At 71.6% G+C, this 14,096-nt stretch carries 12 protein-coding genes and 1 riboswitch; of the genes, 3 read left to right on the top strand and 9 right to left on the bottom strand.

Features of this window, described 5'->3' with window-relative positions:
- Positions 1-1,119 carry a septation protein SepH gene (gene sepH, locus AB0I82_RS31825; RefSeq protein ID WP_363260904.1) on the top strand — a complete coding sequence of 373 codons (1,119 nt, stop codon included), beginning with the start codon at positions 1-3 and terminating at the stop codon, positions 1,117-1,119.
- Positions 1,120-1,356: 237 nt separating this feature from the next.
- On the opposite strand, the gene AB0I82_RS31830 is transcribed toward sepH, so the two are convergent.
- Positions 1,357-2,193 (bottom strand): sulfurtransferase, encoded by an 837-nt coding sequence (locus tag AB0I82_RS31830; protein ID WP_363260905.1) that lies wholly within the window; start codon positions 2,191-2,193, stop codon positions 1,357-1,359.
- Between the two features lie 293 nt (positions 2,194-2,486).
- On the opposite strand from AB0I82_RS31830, the gene AB0I82_RS31835 reads away from it, so the two are divergent.
- Positions 2,487-3,263: a VOC family protein gene (locus AB0I82_RS31835; protein WP_363260906.1), complete on the top strand. Its 777-nt coding sequence runs from the start codon at positions 2,487-2,489 to the stop codon at positions 3,261-3,263.
- 206 nt (positions 3,264-3,469) lie between these two features.
- On the opposite strand, the gene AB0I82_RS31840 is transcribed toward AB0I82_RS31835, so the two are convergent.
- The 6 genes from AB0I82_RS31840 to AB0I82_RS31865 all read right to left on the bottom strand — a co-directional run bounded on the left by AB0I82_RS31840 (position 3,470) and on the right by AB0I82_RS31865 (position 11,156).
- Positions 3,470-4,339, bottom strand: a complete 870-nt coding sequence (locus AB0I82_RS31840; RefSeq protein WP_363260907.1) for a transporter substrate-binding domain-containing protein — start codon at positions 4,337-4,339, stop codon at positions 3,470-3,472.
- 66 nt (positions 4,340-4,405) lie between these two features.
- Positions 4,406-5,215, bottom strand: coding sequence for a hypothetical protein (locus tag AB0I82_RS31845; RefSeq protein ID WP_363260908.1), 810 nt, complete (start codon positions 5,213-5,215; stop codon positions 4,406-4,408).
- 246 nt (positions 5,216-5,461) lie between these two features.
- Positions 5,462-6,112, bottom strand: coding sequence for a thymidine kinase (locus AB0I82_RS31850; RefSeq protein ID WP_363260909.1), 651 nt, complete (start codon positions 6,110-6,112; stop codon positions 5,462-5,464).
- A 326-nt stretch (positions 6,113-6,438) separates the two neighbouring features.
- A complete protein-coding gene (locus AB0I82_RS31855; protein ID WP_363260910.1) occupies positions 6,439-7,638 on the bottom strand; it encodes a nucleotide pyrophosphatase/phosphodiesterase family protein in 1,200 nt (399 codons plus the stop codon).
- Positions 7,638-8,228, bottom strand: a complete 591-nt coding sequence (locus tag AB0I82_RS31860; protein ID WP_363260911.1) for a DUF5998 family protein — start codon at positions 8,226-8,228, stop codon at positions 7,638-7,640. Before AB0I82_RS31860 ends, AB0I82_RS31855 begins: the two co-directional genes overlap by 1 nt.
- Positions 8,229-8,285: 57 nt before the next feature.
- The gene (locus tag AB0I82_RS31865; RefSeq protein WP_363260912.1) at positions 8,286-11,156 is read right to left on the bottom strand and encodes a GNAT family N-acetyltransferase; all 2,871 of its coding nucleotides are present in this window, start codon (positions 11,154-11,156) and stop codon (positions 8,286-8,288) included.
- A gap of 247 nt (positions 11,157-11,403) precedes the next feature.
- Here AB0I82_RS31865 and AB0I82_RS31870 point away from each other — a divergent pair, with 247 nt between their 5' ends.
- The gene (locus AB0I82_RS31870; protein ID WP_363260913.1) at positions 11,404-11,685 is read left to right on the top strand and encodes an HPr family phosphocarrier protein; all 282 of its coding nucleotides are present in this window, start codon (positions 11,404-11,406) and stop codon (positions 11,683-11,685) included.
- A 256-nt stretch (positions 11,686-11,941) separates the two neighbouring features.
- Here AB0I82_RS31870 and AB0I82_RS31875 read toward each other — a convergent pair whose 3' ends face one another.
- Positions 11,942-12,640, bottom strand: coding sequence for a GntR family transcriptional regulator (locus AB0I82_RS31875; RefSeq protein WP_363260915.1), 699 nt, complete (start codon positions 12,638-12,640; stop codon positions 11,942-11,944).
- 247 nt (positions 12,641-12,887) lie between these two features.
- Entirely contained in the window at positions 12,888-13,721 is an 834-nt protein-coding gene (locus tag AB0I82_RS31880) for a M23 family metallopeptidase (RefSeq protein WP_363260916.1), read from the bottom strand.
- 12 nt (positions 13,722-13,733) lie between these two features.
- Positions 13,734-13,891, bottom strand: a riboswitch (cyclic di-AMP (ydaO/yuaA leader).
- Positions 13,892-14,096 lie beyond the last annotated feature (205 nt).

The raw sequence follows: 14,096 nt of genomic DNA on the forward strand, positions 1-14,096 counted from the left end.
GTGACGTCGGCAGGCACCACCCGGGAGGTCCCCATGCCCGAACTGCGTGTCGTGGCCGTCTCGAACGACGGCACACGGCTGGTGCTCAAGGCTGCGGACAGCACCGAGTACACGCTGCCGATCGACGAGCGGCTGCGTGCCGCGGTGCGCAATGACCGCGCACGCCTGGGCCAGATCGAGATCGAGGTGGAGAGCCACCTCCGGCCACGCGACATCCAGGCCCGTATACGGGCCGGCGCCTCCGCCGAGGAGGTCGCGCAGCTCGCCGGTATCCCCGTCGACCGGGTGCGGCGCTTCGAGGGCCCCGTACTGGCAGAGCGCGCGTTCATGGCCGAGCGCGCCCGCAAGACGCCCGTGCGCCGGCCCGGCGAGAACACCGGTCCGCAGCTGGGCGAGGCGGTCGCCGAGCGGCTGCTGCTGCGCGGCGCCGACAAGGACAGCGTGCAGTGGGACTCCTGGCGCCGGGACGACGGCACCTGGGAAGTGCTGCTGGTCTACCGGGTCGCGACCGAACCGCACTCCGCGAGCTGGACGTACGACCCGCCCCGGCGGCTCGTACAGGCCGTGGACGACGAGGCGCGGGCGCTGATCGGCGAGACCGACGACAGCCCGGAGCCGAGCTTCCCGTTCGTGCCGCGGATCGCCCGGCTGCCCCGGGACCGGCCGCTGGACCGGAGCCTGGACCGCCCGCAGCCCGCGGAGCGGCCCGCGCCGCCGGCCACCCCCGAGGAGGACGTGCCCGCGGCCTCCGCTTCGGCCTCGGCCGCCGTCGAGGAGACCGAGGAGCGGGACCCGCGCGACTCGCTGACCAGCCTGCTGGAGGCGGTGCCGAGCTTCCGGGGCGACCTGGTCGTCCCCGAACCGAAGACGCCGCCGGACGACGAGCCGGCCGCGGAGCCCGAGGTCGAGGAGGAGGCCGCCCCGGCGGCGAGCGCGGGCGCCGGCTCCGCGTACGCCGACGTACTGATGCCGCGCGCCGTCGCGGGGCACCGGGACCGGCTCACGGGTACGACCGACCGCCAGGCCGAAGCGGACGGCGTCCGCCCCGGCCGCCGCGCCGCCGTGCCCAGCTGGGACGAGATCGTCTTCGGCACGCGCCGCAAGAAGCCGGACGCCTGACCTCGGAGCGGTCGGCCCAGGGCGCGGTCCGGCCTTGGGCTGCCCGCGTGCGGAAACGGTCCTGCGGGGCCCGGCCCACGCGCAACCGATCTCGCGCCGTAGGGGGCGGGATCGGCGGGTGCCCCCTCCTCGCACCCGCCCGCGTACCGCCCCTGGTTCGCCCTCTCAGCCCGCCTCGGGCCCCGTGACTCAGCCTGCCTCAGGGCCCGTGACTCGGCCCGCCTCAGGGCGCGAGGCTCAACCCGCCTCGGGCCCCGTGGCCACCGGCCGGGACGTGTCGCCCGACCACTCGCTCCAGGAGCCGACGTAGAGGGCCGCCGGAACGCCCGCCACCGCCAGCGCCAGCACCTCGTGCGCGGCGGAAACGCCCGAGCCGCAGTAGACACCGACCTCGGCGCCCGGCACGGCCCCCAGGGCGCTGAAGCGCTCGGCCAGTTCGGCGGCCGGCCGGAACCTGCCGTCGTCGGCGGCGTTCTCGACCGTCGGGGCGGAGCGTGCGCCGGGGATGTGGCCGGCGACCGGGTCGATGGGCTCGACCTCGCCCCGGTAGCGCTCCCCCGCCCGCGCGTCCAGGAGCACCCCGCGCCGGGCCAGCGCGGCCGCCTCGTCGGCGTTCAGCACCGGCACCGACCCGGGCGCCGCCGTGAAGTCGCCGGGCTTCTGAGCGGGCTCCTCGTCGGTCAACTCGCCGCCCGCCGCCCGCCAGGCCGGCAGCCCGCCGTCCAGGGCGCGTACGTCCTCGTGGCCCGCCCAGCGCAGCAGCCACCAGGCGCGGGCCGCCGCCCAGCCCTGTCCGCCGTCGTACACGACCACCGCGCGGTCCTGAGAGACGCCGGCCGCGCGCATGGCCGCCGCGAAGCCCTCCGGGTCCGGCAGCGGGTGGCGGCCCCCGGAACCGGCTGGCCCGGCCAGATCGGCGTCGAGGTCTACGTAGACGGCGCCGGGCAGATGGCCGGTCGCGTACTCGGCGTGCCCGGACGGGCCGCCCTGCTGCCAGCGGACATCGAGGAGCACCGGAGGCGTCCCGCCCGCCAGCTCGCTCGCCAGTTCGGTAGCGGAGATGATGGCATTCATGGCCCCATCCTTGCGCAGTCCCGACCGTTCTACGCCGCCCACGGGCAAGTCGTGAGGGCGTAGATGGACCGGCTCATCACTACGTGGCCGAGGGGGTCTTCACACAGGACGGTGACATCGGCAGAAACGACACTGCGTCATCAGATCGGGCGCTCTACGGGCCGACCGCACAACGGGTCGCGCGACCGGCGGCGCGGCCGACCCGCACCACCTGCCGGGGAGTGCGAGCATCTGCACGGCACAGCCTCTATCCGTACGGTCCCCACCCCTGATGGCCCGAGGAGCAAGCGACGATGACGACCGAGGCAGCGAGCCGGCGGACGCCCGGCACCCCTTGCTGGGTGAGTCTCATGGTGCACGACCTGCCCGCCACGCAGGACTTCTACAGTGCGCTGTTCGGCTGGGAGTTCCGTCCGGGGCCGCAGCAACTCGGTCCCTACGTACGGGCGCTGTCGGCCGGCCGGGAGGTGGCCGGGATGGGGGTACTGCCCGCCGAACGGCAGCTGTCCATCGCCTGGACGCCCTACCTGGCGAGCGACGACGCGGACGCCGTCACCGAACGCATCCGCGCCTGCGGCGGCACTGTCGGCGTCGGCCCGCTGGACGCCGACCACGCGGGGCGAATGGCACTCGCCTCGGACCCGCAGGGCGCGGTCTTCGGGATCTGGCAGGGCCACACCATGAAGGGCACGGCGGTGGTCGGCGAGCCGGGCACCCTGGCGTGGAACGAGCTCGTGACCCCAGAGGCCGCCCCGGCCGGCAGATTCTACGAACACGTCTTCGACTTCGAGACAGAGCCGGCGCCCGCCCCCGAAGGCGACGACCTGACACTGTGCCTCAAGGGACGCCCGGTGGCGAGCATCCACGGAGCGGGCGACGCGCTGCCCCGAGAGCGCGGCCCTCACTGGACAACGTACTTCGCAGTCTCCGACACAGACGCAGCAGCCCGCCGAGTCACAGAGCTGGGCGGCCAGGTAACCGCCGCCCCCCACGACTCGCCCCACGGGAGACTGGCGACGGTCGCCGACCGGGAGGGCGCGGAATTCCTGGTGGTACAGCGACCGGCGTGACCACGAGGGGGCGCCGACACCCCGCCTCGGCGCCTCTACCCGCCCGGCAGCTCACTCCCCCGCGTCGACCGGCAGTCGCTGCGCGACGACAGCTTCCCCTCCCCCCCGCACGGTCATCCCGCGTAAAGATCGCGCTCTGCAAGCAACCCTTCAAACAGCCCGGCATCGGCAAGTGGTTCACCGAGGAGCCGACCGGGCGCGAGGGGTCAGACCCGGCAGGAGGAGTACGTGTTGAGATCCTGTGGATCGGGCTTGAATCGGTTTTCCCAGTCTCCCGAATACGTTTCGACAAGTGCGGGCAGCTGTGCCTTGATATCGCTGGACCACTCCTCGACGAGGTATTTCCGCAGGGCCTTGAGGAGCCGCTTGCAGTCATCGCGGTGGCCCTTCGGGATCCCGATTCCGTAGCGGTTGATGAGCCCCATCGTGACGTTTGGGACTACCTTCAGTGGGACTTTACTCTTCTTCTGCTGTTCCACGTAGCCAAAGAGCAGCGCCTCGTCGCTGAACACCGCGTCGACGCCGCCCCCTTGGAGCTTGGACACACAGGTCGAGTAGTCGGGGACCTCGTTCACGACCGTGCTGGGAGGCATGCGGACTCTGGCAGGAGTCGTGCCTTCGACGGTGCACAGCGTTTTGCCACCGATGTCCTTCTCCTTCTTGATGCCGTTGTAGTCCCTGCGTACAAGGAAACCCTGCGAAGTCATGAGATAGGGCCCGATGAAGTCGACCTTCTGCTGCCGCTTCGGTGTAATCGAGTATGTCGCGATGACCATGTCGGCGGACCCGTCCTGGAGTTCACGCTCACGCCCGGCGTGCGTAACGTCCTGGAACTTCGGAGTAAATCCCAGCTCCTCGCCCAGATAGAAGGCGATGTCCATGTCGAAGCCGCGGTTGTGGTGACGGGCGAACAGATTGAAACCCGGCTGATCGAACGCGGTAGCGATGTGCACGGTCTTGCCGGGCTGGCCGATGATGGGCGTCTTGTCGCCGCCGTCGTCATCACCGCCGCAACCCGACGCCATGACGAGGGCCACAACAGCCGCCAGCGCGCCGACCCGCGTCCGCCGTGTCATGTGATTCCGCGCCACCGTCGTCGCCTCCGCCCCGCGGGGACGTGATCGCCCTCGCCCGTTTCGCCGTCAGTCGTCCACGCGTGCCGAAGCCACCGACAAGAGGAGCGCGCAATTGGGTTCCGCCGTCATTCGAACGGCGAGACGGATGTCCTCGTGATTCCGGCCGAGTTCGAAGACGAACTCCTTTCCGGATCGGCCGGACTGCGTATCGCCGCGCCCTGCGCCCGACCGGAGTGCCACAGTGAACCTGCTTGAGGGGGCGCAGACCGGAGCGGACTGGTCGTACTCCGATCCGGCGAAGGTAATGAACAGGCGGGGCTTGGTGCGGTCCGTGTGCGTGGACGCGGTCACCGTCATGCCCTGCATGAAAGGGCCCTCGGGCTTGAGCTCGAATTCGTGAGTGAGGTCCACCGGGCGTGCGCCATACCAGACGGACGCTGCCAAGGCCGGCAGCGCGACGGCCAGCACCGCAGTTGGGACGACCAGCAGCATCAGGGGCGGCCACAGCGGCTTCTCCTCACTGTCCTGGCCATTCCCTTTGATGAGCGGCAGCATGCCGCCACTCAGCACCAGGAGCGCGCCCACGACACTGCCGACCAGGGTGATGTCACCGCCCCTGGCATACCAGACAGCACCAGTCCCGAGTAGGACGACCAGGTTGGCCAGAAAAGTCAGCGCGAGCCGCTTTGTGTTGTCCGCCAGCTGCTCCTCGGCGTCGGTAGCCGCACGCACCAGCCAGCGCGGAGCCTTTCGACGCCGCTGGTCCGGGCCGGGCATGTCCGGGGACCCGTTGTCCGGTTGACCCGACGCCGGGTCGTCCGAAACACCTGGCGGCGTGTTCGAAGTACCCGCCTGTTCCGGAGAGTTGTCGGTCACTTGGCAGAGGCTAAAGACCTGCTGATCGACTCCATACCTCTTTGTTCAACACTGGTGGAAAAGCGCCGGAGGCGCGATGGAGGTGGCTCTTTCTGAGTGACGGGCGACTGCAGATGAATGAGGTAGTGGTCACAGGTTCCTCGCCACCGACGCGGGTCTTCCGCCAGCCCTCCTACCGTTTGAGCCACACCGTGTCTGTGATCACCGGTGCGAGCGTGCGTGCCGACGCGAGGCTACGTACCGACCTCAGTCGGAGATGACCGGCAGCACGTCGGGTGACAGCGCCGCCGATCGTGCCGCAGTGCTCGTCATCCGCTTACGGTGATGGCGTCGGCACAGGACCTCGTAACCGATCTCCTCTGCGGGCATGTCCACATCGCCGACCACCACCTGCTCGCCCTCGACCACCATCTCGCCGCCCACCGTGCGGGCATTGTGCGTGGCCCGGGCGCCGCACCAGCACATCGCCTCGACCTGCAACGCCTCGATCCGGTCGGCCAACTCGATCAACCGCTGCGACCCCGGGAACAGCTTCGTACGGAAATCCGTGGTGATGCCGAAAGCGAAGACGTCCAGGCCGAGGTCGTCCACGATCCGGGCCAACTGATCGATCTGCTCGGGCGCGAGGAACTGGGCCTCGTCCACGATGACGTAATCGACCTTGCTGCCGTGCGTCATCTGCTCCACGAGGTACCCGTAGAGGTCCATCCCCGGGGTCGCCTCCACCGCGTCCGTAACCAACCCCAGACGCGAGGACAGCTTTCCCTCCCCTGCACGGTCGTCCCGCGTGAAGATCACGCCCTGCAGCCCCCGAGCCGAGCGGTTGTGGCCGATTTGGAGCGCCAAAGTCGACTTTCCGCAGTCCATCGTGCCGCTGAAGAACACCAGTTCAGCCATGGGGGGTTCAAGTTGCCTTTCGGGCGCGTCGGGGCCTGCCGACGGCAATCGGGTCGTACGGAGAGGGGAGTTCGGGTGGGTGCCGTTCTGTTCCGGCGGTCGCTGGCCCTCGGGGAGGGGAGCCGCCATCCCTCGGGGAGGAGAGACCGCTGCGCCTCGGGGAGGGAGGGCGGGTGAGTGCCGTACCGTTTCACCCTCCACTTCCCCCCATAGGGGGATGCGGAACCCCTGCTCAACACAGTAACGGGTGCCACTGACAACGCAGCCGACGCGCGTCAGGTGCGCTCGCCGCGCGACAGGTGCGGCCAGCGCGCGGCCCGCGTGCGTCAGGTGCGGACTTCCAGGAGGGGGACGAGTTGTTCGATCGGGGTCATGGAGCCGTGCATGCCGACCATGGCTGATTCTCGCGGTTCGTTCTGGCTTGCGATGATGACCATGTCGGCGTGGGCGGCGGCCACCACGTCGCCGATCCTGCCCCGTACGCGGTCGTCGACGTGCGGCCCGAACCAGCCGGCGGCGATGGCCTCCTCGCGGCCGGCCACCCACATCTGGTCGCCGACCACCTCGCGCCAGACCGCGAGCACGTCGTCGGCCGCGCCCGGGTGCGCGTACACGTGGCGGCAGCGGCCCTCGCCGCCCAGTAGGCGTACGCCCGCGCTCAGTTCCCAGTCCTCGTCGAAGTCGACGCGCGACTCCGGGTCGAACGGGATGTCGATCATGCCGTGGTCCGCGGTGATGTAGAGGGCGGAGCGGGGCGGGAGCTGCTCGGCGAGGCGCTCGGCGAGCCGGTCGACGTACATCAGCTGGCCGCGCCAGGCGTCGGAGTCGACGCCGTAGCGGTGGCCCTTGCCGTCGACCTCCGAGTAGTAGGTGTAGACCAGCGAACGGTCGCCGGCAGCGAGCTGCTCGGCGGCTAGGTCCATGCGGTCCTCGCCGGAGAGCCGGCCGTGGAAGGTGCCGCCGCTGAGCGCGATCTCGGTGAGCGGGGTGCGCTCGAAGTTCGGCGCCGAGACCTGGCAGGTGTGGATGCCCGCCGCGTGCGCCTGCTGGAAGACCGTGGGGTACGGCTGCCAGGCGTACGGGTCCGTCCACGGGTGCCAGCGCAGCTGGTTCATCAGCGCGCCGGTGTCGGGGTCCTGGACGGTGTATCCGGCGAGGCCGTGTGCGCCCGGTGGCAGGCCTGTGCCGACCGAGGCCAGGGAAGTGGCCGTGGTGGACGGGAAACCGGCCGTCATGGGCAGCCCGGTGCCGTTCATGGACGTGCCCAGCAGCGAGGTCAGGAACGGCGCCTCGTCCGGGTGGGCGCGCAGCAGCTCCCAGCCCAGGCCGTCGATCAGGAAGACGCAGGCGCGGTCGGCGGGTGCCAGTTCCAGGCTCGTCGGCTGCGCGTGCGCCAGGCCCTGGCCCGCGGTGATGGCGGGGAGGAGGTCGGCGAGGGCACCCGTGCCGTAGCGGGGTACCGGCGCGGTGGCGAGGTCGAGCGGCTCGGGCCAGGCCGATGCCGCGTCCACGGCGTAACCCGTCATCAGCGGGCGGCCGAGGCGGCGGTGGCTTCGGAGAGCGCCTGGGCGAAGGCGAGCGTCTGCCGGACGGTGTCCGGGCCGTCGCCGGCCTCGCTGACCCGCAGCGAGAGGTCGTCGGCGGTGGAGGAGCCGGTGTAGCCGTGGTCGGCTTCGCAGTTCGGGTCGCCGCAGCTGGCGGGCTCCAGGTCGAGCCGGGAGACGGCGCCCCAGCCGATGGTCAGCACGACCTCGCGGGGCAGCTGACCAGGGGTGTAGGCCTCGGGGTTGGCGACGACGCGGCTGAGTACGACGGAGGAGATGCGGCCGAGCTTCACCGACTCGGTGGAGGTGGTGGCGTACGGCGTCGGCGACGTGGCGTCCGCGGCCTGCTCGTCGGTGTGGCTGACGATGAAGCGGGTGCCGGTGAGGACCAGCACCGTGACGTGGCGGCGCACTTCGTTCGCGTCGAAGGTCGTCTCCTGGTGGACCAGGTACGACACCACCGGCTCGCCGCCCACCGCGGCCTGCACCGCCTCGGACACGAGTGCCGGGTAATAGCCACTGCGCTCGATTGCCGCGCGCAGCCCCTGGGTCGTCGTACCGGTCTTAGCCATGGGGTCCATCCTACGGGGCGCCGTGCCCGGTACGGGCCGCAGGCGGCGGGCCGGGGCTCAGTACACAGGGAGGCGGCGGGGGCCGAGGTCGGTGGTGGCGGGGGGCCGGGCGAGGCGTACGGAGGCGCCGAGGACGGCGAGGCCCTGGGGGGCGACGACGACCGGTTCCAGGTCGATGCCGACGACCTCGGGGTGGTCGTCGACGAGCCGGGAGACGCGCAGCAGCAGTTCTTCCAGCGCGGCGCTGTCCACGGGCTGCGAGCCGCGCCACCCGAAGAGCAGCGGCGCGCTCCTGATGGAGCGGATCTGCTCGGCGACGTCCCGGTCGGTGGCGGGGATGAGGCGGTGGGCCATGTCGCCGAGGAGCTGGGAGGGGGCGCCGGCCAGTCCGAAGGAGAGGACGGCGCCGGCCGCCGGGTCGATGGAGGCGCGGATCACGGTGTCCACGCCGCGCGGCACCATCGCCTGCACCACCGGGCGCAGCTCTTCGGGCTTCCCGAGGAAGTCGGTCAGCTCTTCGTAGGCGCGGCGCAGGGCGCGTTCTCCGGGGAGGTCGAGGCGCACGCCCCCGAGGTCGGCGCGGTGCCTCAGGTGCGGTGCGGTGGTCTTCAGGGCGACGGGGTAGCCGAGGGCATCGGCGGCGCGTGCGGCGGCGTCCGGGTCGGGTGCGGGGAGTGCGGCGCGGACGCGGATGCCGTAGCGGCCGAGCAGGGCGGCGGCCTCGTCGGGCGGCAGCGCCACGGAGCGGTGCGGTTCGGTCTCGGCGGTGAGCTCGTCGAGGAGACGTTCGATGTCCGCGCCCGCGGCGGTCTCCTCGATGTCCTCGTACTCGGGGACCTTGCCCGGTACGGCGGACTCGCGGCGCCAGGCGGCGTACCGGACGGCCTCGGCGAGGGAGCGTACGGCGCGTTCGGCGGCTGGGTAGGCGGGGATGCGGGGCGGGGTGGCGGGGCGCGTCTCCGGCGCTTCTGCGGCGTTCTCGGCGGCTTCCGGCCTGTCCGTGGCCCCCGGCTCCCCGATCGTCCCCGGCTCCCCTGTCGTCCCCGTCGTCCCCGAGAGCGCCCCCGCCAGCTCCTCCATGGCCAGGTGTACGACGGTGACGGGCTTGGCGGGTCCCTCGGCCGCGGCCTCACGCAGGGCCCGGGCGAGGGCGGCGATCTCCTCCGGGTCCGCGCTGCTGCCCTCGGCGACCCAGGGGATGGCGGTGAGGACGACCGCGTCGATGCGGTCGTTGGCCAGGGCCCGGGCCAGCGCCGCGCGGAAGTCGGCGGTGGTGGCGGCGAAGGGCAGGACATCGGGGCGCTGCGGGCGCAGCCCCTCAGTAAGGCACGCGTCGTACGCGAGGAGGGCGAGCGCTTCGGAGTTGCCGAGGATCGCCACCCGGGGGCCGGCGGGCAGCGGCTGGGAGGCGAGCAGCAGCCCCGCGTCGATCAGTTCGGTGAGCGTGCCGACCCGGATGACGCCGGCCTGCCGCATGAGCGCGGAGACGGTGGCGTCGGGGACGCGGGTGGTGGGGACGGTGTGGCCGAGCGGGACGGTGCCGCTGTGCCGGGCACCCTTGACGACCACGACGGGCTTGGCGGCGGCGGTGCGGCGGGCGAGCCGGGTGAACTTGCGGGGGTTGCCGATCGACTCCAGGTAGAGCAGCGCGACGTCGGTGTCGGGGTCCTCATACCAGTACTGGAGCAGGTCGTTGCCGGAGACGTCGGCGCGGTTGCCGGCCGACACGAAGGTGGAGACGCCGGCGATCGCGCCGTCTCCGGGGCCGCGCTCCTGGAGGGCGGCCAGCAGCCCGATGCCGATCGCGCCGGACTGGGTGAAGAGGCCGACCCTGCCCGCGCCGGGCAGCCGGGGCGAGAGGGAGGCGTTGAGGCGGACGGCGGGCGCGGTGTTGATCAGCCCGAAGGCGTTCGGGCCGACCAGCCGCATGCCGTACGAGCGGGCCTGGCGCAGCAGTGCGCGCTGCTTCTCGCGTCCTTCGGGGCCGGCCTCCGCGTAACCGGAGGTGAGGATGACCAGCCCCTGTACGCCGTGTTCGCCGCAGTCGCGCACGACATCGGGGACGTGCGCGGCGGGCACGGCGACGACGGCCAGGTCGACGGGGCCGGGGATGTCCCTGAGAGAGCGGTGGGCCGGCACGCCCTCCGGGTCCAGCGTGCTGCCGCCTTCGGGGAAGGCGTGGTTGACCGCATACGTGTGGCCGGTGAAGCCGGAGTCGAGGATGTTCCGGAGGGCGGCGCGGCCGACGCCTCCGGGGGCGCGCCCCGTACCGATGACGGCGATCGATCCGGGGGCGAGCAGCCGCTGTACGGAGCGGGCCTCGGCGCGGTGCTCGCGGCCGCGCATGACGGCCACGGACTGCTCGGTGGGTTCCAGGTCGAATTCGAGGCGGACGACGCCGTCTTCGAAGGTGCGCTTCTGGGTGTACCCGGCGTCCGTGAACACCTTGATCATCTTGGTGTTGGCGGGCAGCACCTCGGCGGCGAAGCGGCGGATGCCGCGCTCGCGGGCGACGGCCGCGGCGTGCTCCATGAGCGCGGAGGCGACGCCGCGGCCCTGGTGCGCGTCCTGTACGAGGAAGGCGATCTCGGCCTGGTCGGCGTCGGGGCCGGTGGCGGGCCGGCCGTCGGCGTTGATGCGGTCGTACCGGACGGTGGCGATCATCTCGCCGCCCACGAAGGCGGCGAGCCCCACTCGGTCCACGTAGTCGTGGTGGGTGAAGCGGTGCACGTCGCGGTCGGAGAGCCGGGGGTAGGGCGCGAAGAACCGGTAGTACTTCGACTCGTCGGAGACCTGCTCGTAGAAGGAGACCAGGCGCTGCGCGTCGTCCGGGGTGATGGGGCGGATCCGGGCGGTGCCGCCGTCGCGCAGCACCACGTCGGCTTCCCAGTGGGCGGGGTAGGCGGCGGCATCCGACGGCGTCTCCATGCGGACAGCGTACGACCGCGCGCGTATCCGGGGGCGGACCGAAGTGCCCGGAAGCGCCCTGGATGCGACCGTACGTACTCCGGAGCGGGACGGTGTGTGCGGCCTGGTCTCAGCATGCGTACAGCCTGGGCGTGACGCAGGCTTGGACTTCTAGGATCCGAGCCCTCACGGGGCTGGGCACACCGGACCACCGGTGCCCCCGTGAGAGACTGGTCTAGACAACTTTCCCTACTCGAAGGGCAACACCATGGCTGAGCGCCGCGTCAATGTCGGATGGGCCGAGGGTCTGCACGCCCGCCCCGCCTCGATCTTCGTCCGTGCGGCCACCGCTTCCGGCGTACCGGTCACGATCGCCAAGGCCGACGGCAACCCCGTCAACGCCGCCTCGATGCTCGCGGTCCTGGGCCTGGGCGCCCAGGGTGGCGAGGAGATCGTGCTGGCCTCGGACGCCGACGGCGCCGACGCCGCGCTGGACCGCCTGGCGAAGCTCGTCTCCGAGGGCCTCGAGGAGCTCCCGGAGACGGTCTGACCCTTCGGGCAGGCCGGCGGCCGCACACCGCCCGGTTCCGCCGTCACGGCCCCGCCACGGTGACCTCTTACGGGTCACGGGCGGGGCCGTTCGCATTGCGGCGGGGCGGGGAGCCGTCGAGTACGGGACGAAAAACGGGGAATTCCGCGCGTCGGCCGGACTGGGCGCAAAAGACATTCGGGCCCGGGTTAAAAAGAATTCGGGCACGGCGGAGCAGGGGTACGGAATTCCCCAGGAGTTGTATACGGCAGCGGTGTTAATTCCGTACGCGCGCCGTGTTTACGGACGGTTTCGCTTCCCTCACCGCGGGTGCGGGACGGCGCAGCCGGTGGGCGGGCAGCGCGTGCTCCACGTGCGCGGCGGTCAGTGCGCGGGCGCGCTCGGCGTCGCCGCGCGCCACGGCGTCCACGATCGCGCCGTGCTCCTGCCAGGACCGGTCCGCCTCGCCGGGCGACGGGTGGTCCAGGTCGATCGCGTACACCCAGTCGATCTTGCGGCGCACCTGAGTGAGCAGCGCCGTCATGCTCGCGCTGCCGGACGCCTGGGCGAGCGTCTCGTGGAACCAGCCGTCCAGTTGCCGCAGGTCGGCGGCGTTGCCGTGGCGGGCTCTCGCGCGGCCGAGGCGGACCAGGCCGCGCAGTACCTTCAGGTGGGCCGCCGAGCGGCGGGCCGCGGCGCGGGCGGCCCCGAGGGGCTCCAGGAGGAGGCGGATGTCCAGGAGGTCGGCGGCCTCCTGCTCGGTCGGCTCGGCGACGCACGCGCCCGCGTGCCGCCGCGTGGTGACGAAGCCCTCGGACTCCAGTGTGCGCAGCGCTTCTCTTACGGGGACGCGGGAGACGCCGTACCGGGACGCGAGCAGTTCCTCGATCAGCCGGGAGCCGGGCGGGAACGTTCCGGAGACGATGTCGTCGCGAATCGCCGTGCAGACCGCATGCGCCGAAATGTTCCCTCGCATCGTCGGTGCCTCCGCCGTAATCCGCTGGAAACGCCGTCCGGACGGCGCCTTTTCCGTGACTCTATGACACCTGACCGGCATTTCCGATGGCCGTCACGAATTCATGGATATTTTTTGGCCAAAGGGCGGGAGTTCCGGGGAGCCGGGGACGGGAGCGCATACGGAGACGCCGAAGCCCCGGCCGGGGGCCGGGGCTTCGGGTGGTACAGAGGCGCAGCGTTCCTGCGCTCCTCAGAGGCTCGGGGCCTCAGACGCTGACGCCGTGCGAGCGCAGGTAGGCGACCGGGTCGATGTCCGAACCGTAGTCCGGGCCGGTGCGCGCCTCGAAGTGCAGGTGCGGGCCGGTGGAGTTACCGGTGCTGCCGGACAGTCCGATCTGCTGGTTCGCGGAGACCTTCTGGCCGACCGAGACGCCGATGGACGACAGGTGGCCGTACTGGGTGTAGGTGCCGTCGTCCATCTTCAGGACGATGTTGTTGCCGTAGGCGCCGCCCCAACCGGCCTCGACGACGGTGCCCGCGCCGACGGCGTGGACAGCGGTGCCGGAGGCGGCGTGGAAGTCGATGCCGGAGTGGCTGCCGGAGGACCACAGGCCGCTGGACGCCTTGTACGGCGTGGAGACGTAGCTGCCGGCGATCGGCGCGACGAAGCCACTGGCGCTGAGGGTGGTGCGGGCGTCGGAGCGCGAGGCGCGCTCCTCCGTCGCCTTCTTCTTGGCGGCGGCCTTCTTCTCGGCGGCCTCGGCGGCGGCCTTGCGCTGGGCCTCCTGGGCCTGCTTCTTGGCGGCCTCGGCGCTCTTGACGGCGGCTTCCTCGACCTGCGCACGGGCGGCGGCGACCTCGGCGGCCTCCTCCTGCGCGTCGGCCTGGGCGACGATGTTGTCGGCGACCCGGTCACCGGTCTCGGCGATCGCGCGGGTCAGGCCGGTGTCGGTGGCGGCCGGGTCCTCGTTCGCGGCCAGCGCCGGGGAGGCGATGGAGACGACGACGCCGGTCGCGGCGGCTATGCCGGCGATGTTGCGGGTGGTCCGGGCAGCACGGCCGGGGCGGCGGTGCTTGCCGGTGGCACGGGTGAACGCCATGACCGGCGCACTCCTTTCCTTCCTTCTCGCCTACCGGGTTAGCTGACGGGTTCGGAGCAGGAAGGTCTCCTACGGCGGCCTCCGGGGAGGACGCCGATTCACCCCAAGGGGACATGTGGGTCCCCGGCTCCCCTGGCTCGCGCCGTACGGGGACTCGGCGATGACTGCCCGGCGGCCGCGGGCGCGGCGCACTTCTGACGAACAGCCGGACCGACGCTAAAGGGGACATCTCGCGATCAGCAAACAGAATCGGGAGTTTGTGCCGGACGCCACACGAGGTGGAGGCAACCGCCTACAGCATTCCGGACAAAAGCAAAGATCCCGGGCCGCTTTAGCGACCCGGGACCCTTTATGTCCTGCTATGTGAGCGGTGTT

The organism is Streptomyces sp. NPDC050315, assembly GCF_040655775.1.
GTDB lineage: Bacteria > Actinomycetota > Actinomycetes > Streptomycetales > Streptomycetaceae > Streptomyces.

Coding starts and splice junctions, on each gene's coding strand:
- AB0I82_RS31830 (WP_363260905.1), bottom strand. CDS start 2,193: ATGAATGCCATCATCTCCGCTACCGAACTGGCGAGCGAGCTGGCGGGC.
- AB0I82_RS31835 (WP_363260906.1), top strand. CDS start 2,487: ATGACGACCGAGGCAGCGAGCCGGCGGACGCCCGGCACCCCTTGCTGG.
- AB0I82_RS31840 (WP_363260907.1), bottom strand. CDS start 4,339: ATGACACGGCGGACGCGGGTCGGCGCGCTGGCGGCTGTTGTGGCCCTC.
- AB0I82_RS31850 (WP_363260909.1), bottom strand. CDS start 6,112: ATGGCTGAACTGGTGTTCTTCAGCGGCACGATGGACTGCGGAAAGTCG.
- AB0I82_RS31855 (WP_363260910.1), bottom strand. CDS start 7,638: ATGACGGGTTACGCCGTGGACGCGGCATCGGCCTGGCCCGAGCCGCTC.
- AB0I82_RS31860 (WP_363260911.1), bottom strand. CDS start 8,228: ATGGCTAAGACCGGTACGACGACCCAGGGGCTGCGCGCGGCAATCGAG.
- AB0I82_RS31865 (WP_363260912.1), bottom strand. CDS start 11,156: ATGGAGACGCCGTCGGATGCCGCCGCCTACCCCGCCCACTGGGAAGCC.
- AB0I82_RS31870 (WP_363260913.1), top strand. CDS start 11,404: ATGGCTGAGCGCCGCGTCAATGTCGGATGGGCCGAGGGTCTGCACGCC.
- AB0I82_RS31875 (WP_363260915.1), bottom strand. CDS start 12,640: ATGCGAGGGAACATTTCGGCGCATGCGGTCTGCACGGCGATTCGCGAC.
- AB0I82_RS31880 (WP_363260916.1), bottom strand. CDS start 13,721: ATGGCGTTCACCCGTGCCACCGGCAAGCACCGCCGCCCCGGCCGTGCT.